Source organism: Nocardia speluncae NBRC 108251 (assembly GCF_001613245.1).
GTDB lineage: Bacteria > Actinomycetota > Actinomycetes > Mycobacteriales > Mycobacteriaceae > Nocardia > Nocardia speluncae.
Map to the genome: position 1 here is coordinate 23,700 of NZ_BDBZ01000013.1, position 16,896 is coordinate 40,595.

The 16,896-nt window shown below is 68.1% G+C and carries 15 protein-coding genes; 3 read left to right on the forward strand and 12 right to left on the reverse strand.

The annotated features are described in order from the left end of the window. The first annotated feature begins 11 nt into the window (after positions 1-11). Positions 12-749: an AzlC family ABC transporter permease gene (locus tag NS6_RS14305; RefSeq protein WP_068041748.1), complete on the forward strand. Its 738-nt coding sequence runs from the start codon at positions 12-14 to the stop codon at positions 747-749. Beyond that, entirely contained in the window at positions 742-1,065 is a 324-nt protein-coding gene (locus NS6_RS14310; protein ID WP_068041750.1) for a branched-chain amino acid transporter permease, read from the forward strand. Before NS6_RS14305 ends, NS6_RS14310 begins: the two co-directional genes overlap by 8 nt. A gap of 204 nt (positions 1,066-1,269) precedes the next feature. Here NS6_RS14310 and NS6_RS35855 read toward each other — a convergent pair whose 3' ends face one another. The 10 genes from NS6_RS35855 to NS6_RS14360 form a co-directional block, all read right to left on the reverse strand. After that, positions 1,270-3,285 (reverse strand): DUF4153 domain-containing protein, encoded by a 2,016-nt coding sequence (locus tag NS6_RS35855; RefSeq protein ID WP_245669340.1) that lies wholly within the window; start codon positions 3,283-3,285, stop codon positions 1,270-1,272. Positions 3,286-3,364: 79 nt separating this feature from the next. Beyond that, complete coding sequence (locus tag NS6_RS14320) at positions 3,365-4,312, reverse strand: HAMP domain-containing sensor histidine kinase (RefSeq protein ID WP_371859341.1); 948 nt, start codon at positions 4,310-4,312, stop codon at positions 3,365-3,367. Between the two features lie 137 nt (positions 4,313-4,449). Further along, a complete protein-coding gene (locus NS6_RS14325) occupies positions 4,450-5,151 on the reverse strand; it encodes a response regulator (protein ID WP_068041757.1) in 702 nt (233 codons plus the stop codon). Positions 5,152-5,409: 258 nt separating this feature from the next. After that, positions 5,410-6,789, reverse strand: coding sequence for a tripartite tricarboxylate transporter permease (locus NS6_RS14330; protein ID WP_068041759.1), 1,380 nt, complete (start codon positions 6,787-6,789; stop codon positions 5,410-5,412). Then, a complete protein-coding gene (locus tag NS6_RS14335; RefSeq protein WP_068041762.1) occupies positions 6,786-7,280 on the reverse strand; it encodes a hypothetical protein in 495 nt (164 codons plus the stop codon). The genes NS6_RS14330 and NS6_RS14335 overlap by 4 nt, the downstream gene beginning before the upstream one ends. A gap of 33 nt (positions 7,281-7,313) precedes the next feature. Beyond that, the gene (locus NS6_RS14340; RefSeq protein ID WP_068041765.1) at positions 7,314-8,276 is read right to left on the reverse strand and encodes a hydroxymethylglutaryl-CoA lyase; all 963 of its coding nucleotides are present in this window, start codon (positions 8,274-8,276) and stop codon (positions 7,314-7,316) included. Between the two features lies 1 nt (position 8,277). Next, positions 8,278-9,552 (reverse strand): hydroxymethylglutaryl-CoA reductase, degradative, encoded by a 1,275-nt coding sequence (locus NS6_RS14345; RefSeq protein ID WP_157112760.1) that lies wholly within the window; start codon positions 9,550-9,552, stop codon positions 8,278-8,280. Between the two features lie 145 nt (positions 9,553-9,697). Next, positions 9,698-11,614, reverse strand: coding sequence for a helix-turn-helix domain-containing protein (locus NS6_RS14350; protein WP_068041771.1), 1,917 nt, complete (start codon positions 11,612-11,614; stop codon positions 9,698-9,700). 128 nt (positions 11,615-11,742) lie between these two features. After that, on the reverse strand, positions 11,743-12,162 hold the full coding sequence (locus tag NS6_RS14355; RefSeq protein ID WP_210747134.1) for a nitroreductase/quinone reductase family protein: 420 nt from the start codon (positions 12,160-12,162) through the stop codon (positions 11,743-11,745). A gap of 349 nt (positions 12,163-12,511) precedes the next feature. Further along, the gene (locus NS6_RS14360) at positions 12,512-13,192 is read right to left on the reverse strand and encodes a TetR/AcrR family transcriptional regulator (protein WP_068041778.1); all 681 of its coding nucleotides are present in this window, start codon (positions 13,190-13,192) and stop codon (positions 12,512-12,514) included. 113 nt (positions 13,193-13,305) lie between these two features. Between NS6_RS14360 and NS6_RS14365 the strand changes: the two genes are divergently transcribed. After that, a complete protein-coding gene (locus tag NS6_RS14365; protein WP_068041782.1) occupies positions 13,306-14,802 on the forward strand; it encodes an MFS transporter in 1,497 nt (498 codons plus the stop codon). A gap of 98 nt (positions 14,803-14,900) precedes the next feature. Here the strand turns inward: NS6_RS14365 and NS6_RS14370 are convergent, their stop codons facing one another. After that, positions 14,901-15,725, reverse strand: a complete 825-nt coding sequence (locus NS6_RS14370) for an HpcH/HpaI aldolase/citrate lyase family protein (protein WP_068041785.1) — start codon at positions 15,723-15,725, stop codon at positions 14,901-14,903. Further along, positions 15,722-16,885, reverse strand: coding sequence for an acyl-CoA dehydrogenase family protein (locus tag NS6_RS14375; RefSeq protein ID WP_068041788.1), 1,164 nt, complete (start codon positions 16,883-16,885; stop codon positions 15,722-15,724). The genes NS6_RS14370 and NS6_RS14375 overlap by 4 nt, the downstream gene beginning before the upstream one ends. Positions 16,886-16,896: the final 11 nt, after the last annotated feature.

Sequence of the window (16,896 nt, forward strand, 5' to 3'; positions counted from 1 at the left end):
AAAATGACCTGGTGAGAAGCACTTCGGCACCGACAGCGATATCCGGCACCCCGGCTCCGGTCACGCCGCGATCGGACCTGCGGTCGGCACTGATGGACACCAGTTCGGTCGGTCTCGCACTGTTTCCGCTCGGCCTCGCACTCGGAGTGCTGGTGGTGCACAGCCAGCTGGCCTGGTGGTGGGCCCCGGTGTTCGCCGGGGTCGTCTACGCCGGATCGCTCGAATTCCTGCTGATCGGGCTGGTCACCGCCGCGACACCACTGGCGCAGGTGGCGTTGGCCGCGTTCCTGGTCAACTTCCGCCACGTCTTCTACGGCCTGTCTTTCCCGCTGCATCGGGTTCGTGGCCGGTGGGGCAAGGGATATGCGACCTTCGCGCTCACCGATGAGGCCTACGCACTCACTACCGGCCCGGCCGCCCAACGGTGGAGCGGCCGCCGCATCCTGTGGCTGCAAGTCCTGTGCCAGGGGTACTGGGTGGGCGGAGCCACTGTCGGTGCCGCGGGCGCGGCGCTGGTACCGGTGCAGCTCGAGGGCCTCGATTTCGCTTTGACCGCGCTGTTCGTCGTGCTGGCCGTGGACGGCTACCGCGCCGATCGCGATATCCCGGTTCCGGTGCTCGCCCTGCTCTGCGCACTGATCGCCCGGGTACTGCTACCCGGGCAGATGCTGCCGATCGCGCTGGGGCTGTTCCTGGCCGCCCTGCTCATGCGCCGGGCATTCACCGAGAAGGAGACCGCCGATGCCTGATACCGGCTATCTGATCGCCGCCACGGCCCTGTGCTCGGTGATCACCTGGGCGCTGCGCGCGCTGCCGTTCGCGGTGCTCGCCCCGTTGCGCGCCAGCCGGATCGTCGACTATCTGGGTCGCCATATGCCGGTCGGTGTCATGGTCATCCTCGCTGCGTACACCGTGCGCGATATCGCCCCGGCGCAACTGTTGATCACTGGTCCCGCTCTCGCCGTCACCCTCGCCCTGCACCTGTGGCGCCACAACGCCGTCCTCAGCATCCTGACGGGCACCGCTGTCCACGTTGCACTGACCACCGTCCTGGCACACACCTGACGTGTTCGTCGCAGCCATGCCTCGCGTTCGGGCTACGAGGCAGTACCCGCGGCCTGGTCAGTACTGGCAACCCGACTCGTCGGCCTCCGAGCGATATCCGGTGCCTTTCTGGATGACGTCGAATCCGACCATTCGGATCGATGCGGTGTCTGCCGAAGCCGGGGTCCGGGCGACCGTGCCGGCCGCGATCAGACCGCAGCCGGCTCAGCGGGCTCGGGTGCGGGCCAGGTTCCAGCTGTTCCAGGTGTCGTCGTCGAGCCGGTAGCCGAGCCGGTCGAGCAGATCGTCGCGCATCGGGGCGGGCAGGCGATCGAGGACAGGGACGATATCGACCGACAGGCCGGCCAGGTAGTCGACGTCGAGATCCTCGCCGCGCTCCCAGCGGTCGATGTTCTCGGTGGCGACCAGTCCCTCGGGATTCACTGCGGCCAGCGCCAGCAGTGCGGCCGTCCCCGTCGCGATCGCACTGCGCGGCAGCCACGCTGTTTCCAGGCGCAGAACGGCGATGATCACCAGCACGTAGACGATGCCGAGCCAGAGTTCGCAGGTGGCGACCAGCAACCGCAGCACGGTGAATCCGTACGCCTGCTGGTAGGTCCACATTCGCCCGAGCGCGGAGGCGATCATCACCAGCGTGAGCCCGCTGATCGCGCACAACAGGCCGCGCAACCACAGCCGGTCCACGGCGGTGTCCCGGGCCGCCCTGTGCAGGACGGGCAGGATGACGGCGAGCGTGAGTACGGTGACCGCGGAGAGCTGCCAGAAACCGCTGCGGGCATACTCGGCGTAGGTCAGGCCTGCGGTGCGCTGCACATAGTCGTCGCCACCGAACAGCGCCACCAGTTGTGCCCCGAGGAACAACGCGAACACCGCCGTCAGGGCGCCGACCGGCAGGCTCCATTCCGGCCGCGCCAGCGTTCGATTCGCGGCCTTCGGCTCCCCATCGGCCGGGAGCGGGGGACCGGCGAGCAGGTACAGGGCGCCCAGAGTGCCGATACCCGCGAGCCCGAACACCACGACCCAGCGGGTCAGGGCGTCGCTGTCCATCCGCGGAACCAGACCGTCGACGAGCGCGGCGAACGTGGCATCGGCGCCGGCCAGCAACGGTACGAACACCGCGAGTAGCGCCACCGTGACGACGGCGGACACCCCGAGCCGGCGATTATGCGCCCCGGCACCGCCGGATCGCTTACCCAGTGCGTTGTACACCCAGGCGACGGCACCGGCCGACGCCAGCGGAACAGCCAGCGCATCCCGGAAGATCCCGCGCTCCGAACGCCGGCCCACCACCGCCAGCGACCCGGCCACAGCTGCCGCCGCCACACACAGAACGAACAACCAGCCCGCGGCCCGGAATGTGCCGACTGCCAGCAAAACCAGCGCAGCGGCGGCCCACCACAGGCGTTCCCGGTTCCGGACCTGCGCGGGGTCCGCTGTCCGGCGTGCCCGGCGATGGACCACCCCGACTGCGACCGCCGCCGTGGAACCCGCGAGCAACCAGCCGATTCCGGGGCGATCGAACGGAATGGCCGCCGCCGCGACCACGCCCGTGATGCCCGCCGCGGGCAGAACACCCGCGGGGTAGGCGACCAGATGCCGGCGCGGTGCGACGGCCGGCGGTTTCGGGTATTCCGGCGCATCCGGCGCGCCGGACGGCTGAATACGTGCCCCGCTGCCGGGACCCCACAGTGCGGCATCGGATATCGAATCCGTAGCCGCTTCGTTGCCGCCGGAGGATCCCGCGGTATGGGCCACCGCGACCGAGGAGCCGTATGTGGGCGCGGCCGAATGGCCTTCTCCGGCCGAGGGCTGCCGGTTTCCGGCCGGTTCGGTCGCCCCGGCCGTCACGAGCGTGCGGGCAGGACGTGCCGGAATCACCGGCTCTGCCGACCCGGACGATTTCGACGGGTTGGTTGTTCCTGCCGGCAGGGTCGGCTCAGCAGGGTCGGTGGGTGCCGGGGGCTCGGCCGGTGTCGCCGGACCTGCGGGCTCGGTCGGTGCGTAGCCGGCTGTTGCTGCCGAGTCGGTCTGTCCCACCTGGTCGCCCGTCCCGGCGGGTGCCGCCGATTCGACACTGCCGGTTACTTCTCCGCTGCCGGTCTTCACCGGCTTTGCCGAGTCCTCGGTTGCCGGCGCGGGGGTGTTGCCGGTGGATTCCGCCGGTGGCGCCGGGGGCGTCCGCCCCGCCTTGTCGGCGTTCGGTTCAGTTCGTCTGGGCATTCTGGGCACGGGAGTCCTCCTGAGGGTGTGCGTTATCGCCCCGGGGCCTATCGGCGGCCGGGCTGTACAGCGGGAAAGGTCAGTGGCCGGTCGGCTCGGTGGCCGGGAGGACTACGCGGATCCGGGATCCGGGGTCGGTGACGGCGATGGAGCCGCGGTGCAGATCGATCACCCAGCGCGCGATGGCGAGTCCGAGACCGGTGCCGCCGCCGTCGGTGCGGCCGCCGCGGGTGAAACGGTCGAAGATGCGGTCGCGTTGGGCGGGCGGTATACCGGGACCGTCGTCTTCTACGTCGATCACGAGGTCACCGCCCACGGTGTGGGCGCGGAGCCGGACCTCACCGCCGGCCGGACCGTGCCGGGCGGCGTTGTCCAGGAGATTCAGCAGAACCTGGTGCAGGCGGGCGCGGTCGGCGTACACGGTCGCGGTTGCCGGGGCCACCTCGCTGCGGAAGCGGATTCCGCGGCCCGATGCCGCTGTCATGACCTCCACCTCGGCCACCACTTCCGCGAAAAGCGGTGCGATGGCGAATGCGCCGCGGTCGAGCGGGACGGCGCCCGCTTCGATACTCGATATGTCGAGCAGTTCGGAGACGAGCCGCCCGAGCCGTTCGGTCTGGGCGAGCGCCGTTTCGAGTGTTTTCGGGTCGGGCTGCGATACCCCGTCCACCAGGTTCTCCAGGACGGCGCTCAGCGCGGTGATCGGGGTACGCAATTCATGCGAGACATTGGCGATCAGGTCGCGACGCTGCCGGTCGGCGGCGGCCAGATCGTCGGCCATCCGGTTGAACGCTTCGGCCAGCTGGCCCACTTCGTCCCGGGAGGAGGCGCGTACCCGGCGCGTGTAGTCGCCGCGTGCCATCCGCTGCGCGGCTGCGGTCATCTCCCGCAGCGGTGTGGTGATGCCGTGCGCCAGGAACTGAGAGGACACCAGTGCGATCACCATTGCCGCCAGCGTGGTCATCGGTGGCAGCCAGCCGATCTGCAGGCGGAAATAGCCGAAGGCGAGCCCGCCCGCGAAGGTCATCAGGACGGCCAGTTTGAGTTTGATGGAGCGGATCCGGTCCAGTGGCCGCGGCAGGACCGCCGCCACCCGGTCCGCCGCCTGCCGCAATCGGCCCGGGAACCCGCCCCGGCCATCGGAATCTGTGACGGTGAGTCGGCTCATCTGCTCTCCAGGGCGTAGCCGACACCGTGGACGGTCCGGATCAGGTCGGCGCCGAGTTTGCGGCGCAACGCCTTGATATGACTGTCGACCGCGCGCGTGCCCGCGGCATCGGCCCAGTCCCACACCTCCTCGAGGAGTCGTTCGCGGGCCAGTACTGCCCGGGGGCGTTGCGCCAGCCGGGTCAGCAGGTCGAATTCCAGCGGTGTCAGCTGCGCTTCCAGCCCGCCGCGCCAGACCCGCCGCTGATCGGCGTCGATTCGCAGATCGCCGACCACGGTGATCGCCGCGTTCGGTGTTGCGGCGCGTTCGACCCGCCGCAGCAGAGCATGTACCCGGGCGGTGAGGACCCGCAGGGAGAACGGTTTGGTGAGGTAGTCGTCGGCGCCCACGCCGAGACCGATGAGCTGGTCGGTTTCCTCGGTGCGCGCGGTGAGCATCAGGACCGGCACCGAGCGTTCGGCCTGGATCCGCCGGCACACCTCCAGTCCGTCGAAGCCGGGGAGCATGACGTCGAGGACGACGAGATCGGGTCCGAAAGTGCTCGCGGCGGTTACCGCGGCAGGCCCGTCGTGGGCCAGTTCGACCGTGAAGCCTTCGGCCCGCAACCGCGCCGCCACGGATTCGGCGATGGTGAGTTCGTCGTCCACCACCAGGATCCGCCGCGCCGCCGCTCCCCCTACCGGTGCCTTCTGTTCCATGATCGGGGAGCCTAGCCACCCGGTGTGGAGAGAAAAGGCGTCAATTGTGGAGATTCTGTGTGCCCGGCGCTCCATTTCCGCGATGCGGAGCCGGTGCGCGCACTGCTCGCCACCGCGTCGGGCAGATGAGGGCCGAAAGCTGTTGCGGGAAGGCAACGAAGTGGAGCACCGCCGAGACCGCCCCGGGCTCCCGGCTGTTGTCGCAGCACACGGCGTGTACCGGGCCGGTACACGCCGTGCTTGCGTACGGCCGGTGTCTCAGAGTGCGAGCACCGCGGGAATGGTCAACACCGCCACGTAATAGCCCATGAACAATACCCCCGCGTGGATTTTGAAGAACCGGCACAGCAGGCCGCCGACGAGCCCGACCGTGAGCGTCACCGCGAGGCCGAGTATCCCGCCCTCCCAGACGCTGATCACCACGACCAGCCCGGCGAACGCGGCGATGATGGCCTCGTGGCTCACGTAGCGCACGACGATACTCGCGGCCCGGTGGGCGAAATTCATCGCGAACGGGTAGGCGATGAGGATCGCCACCGCGACTGCCGCGAGTCCGTAGAGGAGGAATTCGGTATTGGTGAGCGCGGTGGACAGATTGTCGATATTGCCGTTGCCGTCGTCGGTGGTGAAAACCGGTGGGGCGTTGAACAACGGCGCGGCGGGCCCGGCGGCGACCGGGCTCAACGGTAGCCCGAACGCGATCAGCGGGATGAGCGCTTCGGCGATATAGGTCGATTCGGTGGTGCCGTTGCGCGCGGCGATCACCGAGGTGAGCCGGCGGTAGCCGTGTTTGACCCGGGTGGCGACCACTTCGCCCATCAGTACCGTCATGGCGACCGGACTGAATACGAAGGTCGCACTGGACACCGTGGCGGTGGCCGCGACATAGCCGGTCTGCCCACGGTCGAGTATCCGGAACGGATTGGGGAAGTAGCCCTTCCAGGTCTTGACATCAGGAGCGAGCCATACCGTCGCCGGTTCCTTACGAGCCATTTCGGCACGCCCCTGCGGGCCCAGTGACAAGAAGAGGTCGGCGATCAGCGGTCCGACGGCGATACCGAGGAAATAACTGATGTTGAGTGCCACATCGTAGGACTCGGTGAGCTGTTTGAGACCCAGGATGAGGACGACGAACGGTACGAGCGCGACCACGCCCGCCCATTTCCCGGGCGACGCATAGGCGATGCCGATCGCGGCCAGCAGGAACAGCCACGGCGCGGCGGACTGGACGTGGTCGGCGACCGGGGCCAGCAGGGTGGCGAACAGAACGGCGGCCGGGACGGCGATCACGGCCGCGATCACGGCCGCGGAGATCGCTTTGCGGAGTGCGATATGGGGTACACCCAGCGCGCGCAGCATCCGCGCTTCGCGCAGGAGCGGGACCGCCATCGTATCCCCGGGTATGCCGAGCAGCGTGGTCGGCGCCGCATGCGTCATATGTTTGGCCACGGCTCCGGCCAGGAAGAACGTGAACACCGCCGCCGGCGGCGCGCCCAGCAGGATCACCAGCAGGGTGAGCGGGGCAATGGTCGCGGTTTCGTCGGTACCCGACACCATGCCGATCAGCGAGAAGACGATCGCGCCGATCACAGCGAGAATTACGGCCAGCACGATATCGCTGGTGAGGATCGAACTCATGAGGTGGCCCCGGTGTCGTCGCGTTCGGCCGCGGCGAACCGCGGGCGCAGCCCGAGATCGTCGAGTTCACGCCGAGTGTGGTCGGGCAGATCGTCCAGCGATCCCAGGCCCTGCCGCTCTTCCCGCAACGCTGCGATGACCTCGCCGACGGCCGCGTCTTCGGACGCGTCGGTGACCACGATGCGTTTCGGCCGGAACATGCGCCCACAGATCACCCCGGCCACCACACATCCGGCGATACCCACCAGCAGCGCGTAGGCGTCGGCGAGCGATTCGTTCGTCACGAACGAGGAGAACGCCCAGTTGGACAGCAGCAGCGCGGACAGGCTCACGCCGATGCCGATGGCCACGGAGAAGGCCAGATGACGACCGACGACGGTGTCTCCCCACACCTCCAGGTACCGGGGGGCTTCGCCGCCCGGGGTGGCCGATGCGGTGGTGGGTGGGTCGGCCGGTGCCGGCGGCACCGGCGGCGCGGGTTCGGTGGGCATGGGTACTCCGTGGGCGTCGAAGGGTCGGGCGGGTCAGGAAGTCGAGGGGGCGAGTGCGCTGACCACTCGCGAAGGGCTGGGCCGGCCGAGGACGGTCGACATCCACCGGGAGGTCGCGGCCAGCGCGTCCAGGTCGATGCCGGTGGCGATACCGAGGCCGTGCAGCATCCACACCAGGTCCTCGGTCGCGAGGTTTCCGGTGGCTCCAGCGGCGTACGGGCAGCGACCCAGGCCGCCGGCCGCGCTGTCGAACTCGGTGATGCCGGCGGTCAGGGCGGCATAGACGTTCGCGAGTGCCTGGCCGTAGGTGTCGTGGAAATGCATCGCCAGGGTCGTGGCGGCGATCTCCCGCGCGAACAGGGTCTCCAGGAGGTCGTGGACGTGTCCGGGAGTGGCGATACCGATGGTGTCGCCCAGCGAGATCGAGGCCACCCCCATGGCGAAGAGGTGTTCGGCGATATCTGCGACCGCTCCCGGGGCGACGGCGCCCTCCCACGGATCTCCGAAACACATCGAGATATATGCGCGGGTGGCGAGTCCGTGCGCTGCGGCGCCGGCCACGACGGGCCGGGCGGATTCGAGGGCGCCGGCGATGGTGGTGTTCAGGTTCTTCGCGGCGAATGTCTCGGTTGCGCTCACGAATACGGCGAGCTCGGTGGCACCGGCGGCCAGCGCCCGATCGAGCCCGCGGCGGTTCGGGGCCAGCACCACCTGGCGGGTGCCGACCGGCAGATCGAGGCCGGCCAGCAGGTCCTCGGCATCCGACAGCTGTGGAATCCAGCGCGGTGAAACGAAACTTGTGAGCTCGACGGCCGAAATACCCGCGGCGACGAGCCGCCGGCAGAATTCGGCCTTGGCTGCCGTCGGCACCACGGTGGCCTCGGCCTGGAGTCCGTCGCGGGGGCCGACTTCGTACACCCGGACCGCGGCCGGCAGGCCCGGCCGGGGGTGCGGGTGTGGTGCCGGCCGCCGAACTGCTGTGAAGTCCGGGCTCATCTCAGCTCCGGCCCCGCAGCTCCGCGAGCACCTTTTCGGCGTGCTCGACCCGGATGTTCTTGTCCTGGATGAGTTGTGTGACGACGACGTCGAGCTCCGCGGCATCCGCACCGGCGGTCACCGCGACGGTCCGGGCGTGCAGGCTCATATGCCCGCGCTGGATACCTTCGGCGGCCAGGGCGCGGCAGGCGGCGAGGTTCTGGGCCAGCCCCACCGCGACCACGACCTCGGCGAGCTCACCGGCCGTCGCCACCCCGAGGATTCTGATCGCTGCCTGCGCCACCGGGTGCGCCTTCGTGGCGCCGCCCACCAGGCCGACCGCCATCGGCACCTCGAGGGTTCCGGACAGGTGCCCGGCGGCGGTCTTCTCGAAATGTGACAGCGCCGTGTACCGGCCGTGGGGGCCGACGGCGTAGGAGTGGCAGCCCGCCTCGACAGCGCGGGTGTCGTTGCCGGAGGCCAGCACCGCGGCGGTGATGCCGTTCATAATGCCCTTGTTGTGCGTGGCGGCCCGGTACGGGTCGGCCTCGGCGAGTGCCGAGGCGTGCACGATATCGTCGACGACCTGGTCTCCGCCCAGCAGGTCGCGGTCGAATACGGCGCGGGCCCGCACGATCCGCCGGTCGGCCATATTGGTGAGAATCCGGAGCAGCGGCCGGCCCCCGGCGATCTCCGCGAGCCTGGGGGCGACGGCTTCGGCCATGGTGTTGACCGCATTGGCGCCCATCGCATCGCGCACATCGACCACCAGGTGGACTACGACATGGGTGCCGGTCCGGGTCGGCACCAGGCGTACGTGCAGGTCGCGGGCGCCGCCGCCGAACCGGACCAGCGTCGGGTCCTGCTCGTCGGCGAGGTCGACGATTGCCGAACGTTGTTCCAGGATGCGTAGCCGCGCGGCCTCGGGGTCGGGTAGGTCCAGCAACTGGATCTGCGCCTGCATCACCGGACCGGTACCCGAGGTGAAGAATCCGCCCAGGTCGCGGGCCATGCGCGCGGCATTGCTCGCCGCGGCGACGACCGAGGGCTCCTCCGTCGCCATGGGGACCAGGTAGTCCCGGCCGTTGATCCGGAAGTTGGTGGCGATGCCGACCGGGATACCCAGCACGCCGATCACGTTCTCGATCATGTGATCGGCATGTTCGGTGTCCAGGCCGCGCGCGGGGTCGAGGACGTCCAGGTCCGTGACAGCAACTCCGGTCCGTTCGGAAACCACCGAGCGGCGTTGCTCGACGGACGAGTCCTTGAAGCCGGGAATCCTGCTGTCGACGGTCACTGCGCCCTCCATATCGCGGGGACGCGGTATTCGCGGTCCCGGGGAAAATCTGCCGGGATCGACGCTACGACCACGCTGTAACCAGCGACATGTGGCAGGAGCACATGAAATCTCTTGTTCAGTGTGTTGTTGCCACATTCGGCTGTCATTGCCGGGATATCGAACGCAACTCGTCCAACCTGGTGGCGAGCGAGATACGGAACAGGTGTTCGTCGCGGCGCCAATCCGCACCGAGCAGGGCTTTGAGGCGGTCGAGACGCTGCAGGATCGTGTTGGTGTGATAGTTCAGCGCTCGCGCGGTCTTCGTCGGGCTCGCCTCGTGTCGCACGAAGGTGCGCAGGGTGGTGAGCAGATCGGTGCCGTGCCTGGCGTCGTAGTCGATAACCGGGCCGATGGTGAGATCGAGAAACGATTGCAGAGCCTCCGGGTTCGTACCGAACAGGACTGTGTACGGGGCGTAGGCGTCGGTGGCGACGGCGCCGTTGTCGATCCCCAGCCCCGACAGCAGCCGCATCGTCTGTTGCGCCGTGCGGAACAGGCGCGGGAGCTCGTCGGGTGCGGCCGCCCGCGGCGGGGTCACGAGGAGAACCGGCGCTCCGAGCGCGCCGATGAGATGGGTGCGGAGGTCGTTCGCGAAGGCCATCGGATCGGCGGCCGATCCGATCACCGCGACAGTGGCCGCGTGCTCACTCACCAGCCCACTGTCGCCGAGAAAACCCGCGGCAGCGCGTTCGGCGCGGGCCCGGCGATCCGGCGGTACTTCGACGATGTGCAGCGTTTTCAATCCGGACGCGGTCAGGCGGTGGTTACGCACCCGCTGGTCTATATCGCGCCGCCTTTCCGGCGATGCATCCAGCAGGTCGGCGACGAGCTCGCTGCGCTCACGGCGGTAGGCGTCGGTGACCGCCCGCTGTTGCAGGGCGAGCAGCGCCGCGACCTGAGCCGCGCGCTCGATCGTGCGCCGCTCCACCGGACCGAGTTCCACACTGCCGGGTGTGAGCAGCAGCGCGCCGAAATACAGTTCACCGGCGGTGACGGCGGCCACCGCCTCGACCGACCTGTTGTTCTCGACGGACCGGCAGTGCCCGCTCGACCGGCTCGCGGAGACCGCGGCCCGCACATCCTGCGACAGGTTCACTACGGCGTGCTCGTTGTCCGCGGCCGCGGAGGTCGCGATCGAAAAAGACTCGGCGTCGATAATCGTCACCCGCCGGTCCAGCGCCGCGGCCAAGGTGCGCGCGACCTGAGTGAAGCCGCCGCCGGACAGCACGGCGTGGACAAGTTCTTGATGGACCGCGCTCGACCGGTCCCGGGCCTCCAGATGCGCGGTCAGCTTGTCGAGGGCACCGCGGGTGCGGTCTTGTGATTCCCGGAGTTGCGCGAGGATATTCGCGGTCTGCAGCACCACCGAGGCGTGGTCGGCCAGCGCCGAGAGCAGCGCGATCTCTTCGGGAGTGAAGCGGTGTTCCTGCCGGGTCGCGGCGAACAGGACGCCGAGCACGGTGCCGTCGGAGAGCATCGGCACACCGAGGATCGAGACGATTCCTTCGGCGAAGACGGCATCGTCGATGGTGTGCTCATGAGTGCCCTCCACGTACTCGCTGTAGCGAGGCACCCACTGCGCCGACCGGGTATCGGCGATCCGGCTCGCCAGCCCCGTGCCTGCGGGGACGTGCAGATCCTGGAACTGCGGGGTGACCGCCCCCATTGTCTTGCGAACGTGCAGGTCACGAGTGGTGGGGTCGAACTCCGACAGATAGGTCACATCGGTGCCTGTCATCTCGTGCGCGCGTGCCACCAACCTGGCCAGCAGCGCATCGATATCGCGTACTTCGGCCAGGTCGCGGGCGCTGGAGAACAGTGCGCTGAGCTCCTGTTCGCGCCGGCGCAGCCGGGCGACCTCGGCCCGGTCGCGGCGTACTCGGTCGACGATCTCGCCGATCGTGGCGGCCTCCAGCCCCAGTTCGGTCAGCGAGCCCGCCAGTGCGGTGATATCCGGTTCACCGTGGGTGACGGTGCGGAGCACCCCGTGGACGAGACGCGCGACGTCACTGCTGTTCATGGCTACAGTCTGGTGCTCAGCAGCCGGGCCGGGTACGCGAGGTGGGTCGCGACGGATGCCGCGCCTTCCCCTCATCCAGGTGAGCGCCGGGGGCGGGACGCACCGATCGGCGGTATGGCGGTGGGGACCTATCCGGTCAGCCCGGATATCCGTTCCACCACCACGAGGGGGATTTCCCGCTCGGTCTGCTGCTGATGGGCGGCCATATGCGGGAACTGCTCCGCCAGCATCCCGAACAGCCCCGCACGTTCGGGCCCGGTGGCGGTATGCGCGGTGCCGGTGAAAAGGTCGATCCCGGCGGAGGTGGGTTGTTCGATGATGACCTGCGGGTTGGCAGCAAGGTTCCGGTACCACGCCGGATGCTGCGCCGCGGCCATATTGGACGCCCACAACACGATTCGATCGGCACCGTCGGTCAGGTAGGCGAGCGGCACGATATGCTGCCGCCCGCTGCGCCGGCCGACGGTGGTCAGTAGGACCAGGTCGGCCCCCTTCAGCATTCCCTCCATCGTGATCTCCCCGCCGTTGGCGCGGAAGTCTTGAACCACTGACCGATTGAACGCTGGCATATCATTCGGCAACGACATCTGGTGGATGGTAGTACCCGCCGATGACAGACAGCCGTAGTCGACACTCGATCGGTCTGGGACAGAAGGTAACTGCTGATCACGGCAGGGGGTTCGGAGAAGCGTGTCGTCTACGGCTGTTCCGCTTGAAGTCGCCTGCGCGGTCGGCGCGCCCGTGAACGCCCGGCGGTCCGGGACGGACACGCACTACTCGGTGCACTGCTTATTTGTAGAAGCCTTCGCGCAGGTTGATTCCGTGCTCGACCCAGGCCTTGAGCGCGGCCGGCAGGGCGCGATTTATGAGCCGTTTCGGCGCCGGTACGAGGGGCGATCAGCGGCGTCGGACGGTGCAGGGGGTGGTGCGCGCGGCCTTGGCGCGATCGACCTCGTCATCGGTGAGCGCGCGGACCGGTAATTCCTGGCGTGCGACGCTGTCGGCGCGAATTCCGTTGAGTGTGATGACCATATAGCGCCGCCAGATCTCCGGATCGATCGGTTTGGCGAATTCGACGAATCCGTCGACCATATGGACCAGTGCGAAGAGATCCGACGGTTCGATATCGGGTTGCAGTACGCCCGCTGCCCGAGCGCGTTCGACGATGGCGGCGATCGCCGGTTTGATCCGGTCGCGGATGCGGTGGAAGCGCTCGGTATCGAGGTCGAGTTCGAGGATCACCTCGCTGAACCCACGGTTGATCGCCAGGTGGCGGCAGGCGTATTCGACGAACTGGACCAGGCCGAGCCACGGGTCGGGATGATGCGTGCTCGCCTCGGCGGCATCGGCGAATTCACCGAGGTGGCGTTCGAAGACCTCGGAAATGAGTTCGGTCTTGTTGGCGAACCGGCGGTAGACGGTGCCGACTCCCACGCCCGCGTGTTCGGCCACATCGTCGAGGGTGATCTCGAGTCCGCGATCGGCGAACAGTTCGCGGGCGGCCTCGACGATGCGTTGCTGGTTGCGGACGGCATCGGCGCGCAGGCGCCGGGTGCGCAGGGTCGTGGCGGGTTTCACAGCCGCAGTCTATCAACGGCGGGATTAAGTGGAGCCATGATCTCCGTTATTGTGTTAGCGTTCAGGTAAGCGGAGACACCTTCTCCATTTAATCACTCTTTTCTAGGGGCGAGATGACTACCACGTTCGATCGCGGGCCATCCGCGCAGGAAAAACCGTCCGGCAGGCACGGATCACACGCGCTGCGATGGTGGGTTCTCGCCGTTCTCGGCGTCGCCCAGCTCATGGTCGTGCTCGACGCGACCGTGGTGAACATCGCACTACCCGAGGCCCAGCGCGACCTCGGCTTCGACGATGCGAGCCGCCAGTGGGTGATCACCGGCTACGCCCTGGCCTTCGGCAGCCTGCTGCTGCTCGGCGGCCGGCTCAGCGACCTGTTCGGCCGCCGCAACACCTTCATCATCGGCCTGATCGGTTTCTCGGTGGCCTCCGCTGTGGGCGGCGCCGCCACGAACTTCGAGATGCTGGTCGCGGCACGCGTCGGCCAGGGTGTGTTCGGCGCACTGCTCGCGCCGGCGGCGCTGTCGCTGCTCACCGTCACATTCACCGAACCGTCGGAACGGGCGAAGGCCTTCGGTATCTTCGGCGCCGTCGCCGGAACCGGCGGAGCCATCGGCCTGCTGCTCGGCGGTGCGCTCACCGAATGGGCGTCGTGGCGGTGGGTGATGTTCGTGAATCTGATCTTCGCGGCTGTCGCGCTGGTCGGCGCGGTACTGCTCCTGGCGCGGAACACCGGTGGCACCCGGCCCAAGCTCGATATCCCGGGGACGGTGGTGGTCACCGCGGCGTTGTTCGCGATCGTCTACGGCTTCTCCCACGCCGAGAGCGAAGGCTGGACCGATTCGCTCACTCTCACGTTCCTCGTCGGCGGCGCCGCATTGCTGGGCTTGTTCGTCTGGCTGGAAACCCGGGTGGCGCACCCGCTGCTACCGCTGCGTATCGTGCTCGACCGCACCCGTGGCGGTGCGTACCTCGCGGTATTCGTCATGGGAATCGGAATGTTCGCGATCTTCCTGTTCCTGACCTATTACATGCAGCTCACGCTGGGATACTCGCCGATCATGACCGGTGTGGCATTCCTGCCGATGGTCGCCGGAATGATCGCCTCGTCCACCACGACCCCCTCGTTGCTGCTGCCGAAGATCGGTCCGAAGGTGGCGGTCAGCGGTGGGTTCGCGATCGCCGCGCTCGGTATGGCCTGGCTGACGCAGATCGGCCTCGATACCGGCTATACCACCCATATCCTGCCCAGCTTGATCCTGCTCGGTCTCGGTCTCGGCGCCGCGATGTCGACGGCTTTCCAGAGCGCTACCGCCGGGGTGCGGCACGACGATGCCGGGGTCGCCTCGGCGATGATCAACACCAGCCAACAGGTCGGCGGCTCGATCGGCACCGCGCTGCTGAGCACCCTCGCGGCCTCGGCGGCCGGTGACTACCTCGCCGAACGGGCGCCGAGCCAGATCACCGTCGCGCAATCGGCCATCGAAAGCTACACCACCAGCTTCGCTTGGGCCACAGGCGTTTTCGTAGTCGGTGCGATTGTGTTGGGGGTGCTGATGCCGTCCACCCTGCCCGCTCCGGCCGAGGGCGAACCGGTGCTCGCGCACTGATCCCGCAGAATCATCGTGCCCGCCTTCGCGAGATGCGAGGCGGGCACGATGATGTCGGGCGAGCCTCAGGGGGCCTGAGCGTAGGACTTCCCGCATGGTCAGCGTGCGCGTGCGAGAACCCGGCGCGCCGACCGTGCGACAGCCTCATCGATGAGGTGTCCGTGCGCGTCGACTCCGACGCCCGAGGTGGCGGCGGAGAGCCGGTTCAGTACATCCTCCGCGTGCCGGACCTCCTCCGCCGTCGGGGTGAACACGGTACGCACCGGCGCGAGCTGCTTCGGGTGAATACATGCCCGCCCGATGAAACCCAGGCGGCGGAGCCGCCGGGTATCGGCCTCGAATGCGGGGAGGTCGGTGAAGTTCACCGATACCGCCGCGACCGGCGGTTCTATCCCGGCAGCAGCACTCGCGACCACCACCTGGCTACGTGCGAACAGCAACTGCTCCGCGGAGTCGTCGACCTCGATCCCGAGGTCGGCCGCGAGGTCGACCTCGCCGATCTGCAGGAAACGGAGCCGGGGCGCCCGCGCGAGCTCCGGTGCCGCCAGGAGCCCGGTACCCGTTTCGACGAGCGCGGACAGCTGCGCGTCGCCCGCCCCGCATCCGGTGAGAATGCGGTCCGCCGCCTCGAGATCGCGGGCCGATTCCACTTTCGGCAGCCAGATGCCGGTGAGGTTCGGCCCGGCCACCGCGCGGATATCGCTCTCCTGCAATGCACCCGGGTTCACCCGGACCCAGAGCTCGATACCGTCCGGATCGCAGTTCGCGATCCACTCGGCCACCAACCCGCGTGCTTCGTCCTTCCGGGCCGCGGCCACGGCGTCCTCGAGATCGAGAATCACCGCGTCCGTGCCGGAGCGCAGCGCTTTGTCGAAACGCTGCGGGACATCACCCGGCACATACAGGTAGGTGGTCGCCGTCATCCGACTACACCCTGCCCCGAGACGAGTGCTTTCGCGATGACGGTGCGCATGATGTCGTTGGTGCCCTCGCCGATCGCCATGAGCGGGGCATCCCGGTAGAGCCGTTCCACGACGAATTCCGTGGAATAACCGTATCCGCCGTGGATGCGCATGGATTCCAGGCTTGCCATGATCGCGGTTTCGGAGGCGAAGGTCTTGGCCATCCCCGCCTCCATATCGACGCGGTTGCCGCCGTCGGCGCGCGACGCCGCCCAGTAGGTCATCAGCCGCGCGGCCTGTAACTGGGTCGCGATATCGGCGATCTTCAGCTGGATGGCCTGGAACTCCGCGATGGGCTGCCCGAACGCCTCGCGTTCGCGGGCGTAGACGAGGGCGGCGTCATAGGCGGCCTGCGCGATCCCCACGCTGCGCCCGGCGATATTGAGCCGCCCGATCTCGAGTCCGGACAGGGCCTGTTGCAGGCCCCGGCCCTCGGTACCGCCGAGCAGCGCGCTCGCCGGTACCCGCACATCGGTCAGCACGATCTCGCACGATTCGGTGCCCTTGTACCCGAGCTTTCCGAGATCACGCTGTACCTCGAAGCCCTCGGTGGTGGTATCGATCAGCAAAATGCTCATGCCCTTGTGGGCCGGGTTCGTGGTGGTATCCGTTTTCACCAGAACGGGAAGGACGTTCGCGTGCCGCGCGTTGGTGATCCACGTTTTCGTGCCGTTGACCAGGTAGTGGTCGCCGTCTCTGCGGGCTGTGGTGCGGATGCCCTGGAGGTCGGTACCCGCGCCCGGTTCGGTCAGGCCGACACCGGTCCGGTAGGTCCCGGCGGCCAGTTTCGGCAGGAGTTCTTGTTTCTGTTCCGCCGTACCGTGCCGGGCGATCATCCAGCAGGACAGGTTGTGGCTACCGAGGATGCCGGCGATGCCCATCCAGCCCCGGGCCAGTTCCTCGTAGACCAGTGTGAACGACACCTTGTCCAGGTCCAGGCCGCCGTACTCCTCGGGAGTGGTGATCCCGAAGAGTCCCATTTTCTTCATATGCTCGACGATTTCGGTCGGGTACCGGCCCGATCGTTCGTATTCGCTCGCGACGGGCACGATCTCCTTCTCGACGAAGGCCCGCAAGGCCGAACGGAAATCGCGCTGCTGTTCGTTGAAGGTGAAATCCATTCTGATTCCTC

Bases quoted from the DNA above. Each gene is read 5' to 3' on its own strand.
- NS6_RS14325 (WP_068041757.1), bottom strand. From the start codon at position 5,151: ATGGAACAGAAGGCACCGGTAGGGGGAGCGGCGGCGCGGCGGATCCTG.
- NS6_RS14335 (WP_068041762.1), bottom strand. From the start codon at position 7,280: ATGCCCACCGAACCCGCGCCGCCGGTGCCGCCGGCACCGGCCGACCCA.
- NS6_RS14310 (WP_068041750.1), top strand. From the start codon at position 742: ATGCCTGATACCGGCTATCTGATCGCCGCCACGGCCCTGTGCTCGGTG.
- NS6_RS35855 (WP_245669340.1), bottom strand. From the start codon at position 3,285: ATGCCCAGACGAACTGAACCGAACGCCGACAAGGCGGGGCGGACGCCC.
- NS6_RS14375 (WP_068041788.1), bottom strand. From the start codon at position 16,885: ATGGATTTCACCTTCAACGAACAGCAGCGCGATTTCCGTTCGGCCTTG.
- NS6_RS14330 (WP_068041759.1), bottom strand. From the start codon at position 6,789: ATGAGTTCGATCCTCACCAGCGATATCGTGCTGGCCGTAATTCTCGCT.
- NS6_RS14340 (WP_068041765.1), bottom strand. From the start codon at position 8,276: ATGAGCCCGGACTTCACAGCAGTTCGGCGGCCGGCACCACACCCGCAC.
- NS6_RS14370 (WP_068041785.1), bottom strand. From the start codon at position 15,725: ATGACGGCGACCACCTACCTGTATGTGCCGGGTGATGTCCCGCAGCGT.
- NS6_RS14350 (WP_068041771.1), bottom strand. From the start codon at position 11,614: ATGAACAGCAGTGACGTCGCGCGTCTCGTCCACGGGGTGCTCCGCACC.
- NS6_RS14320 (WP_371859341.1), bottom strand. From the start codon at position 4,312: ATGACCTTCGCGGGCGGGCTCGCCTTCGGCTATTTCCGCCTGCAGATC.
- NS6_RS14365 (WP_068041782.1), top strand. From the start codon at position 13,306: ATGACTACCACGTTCGATCGCGGGCCATCCGCGCAGGAAAAACCGTCC.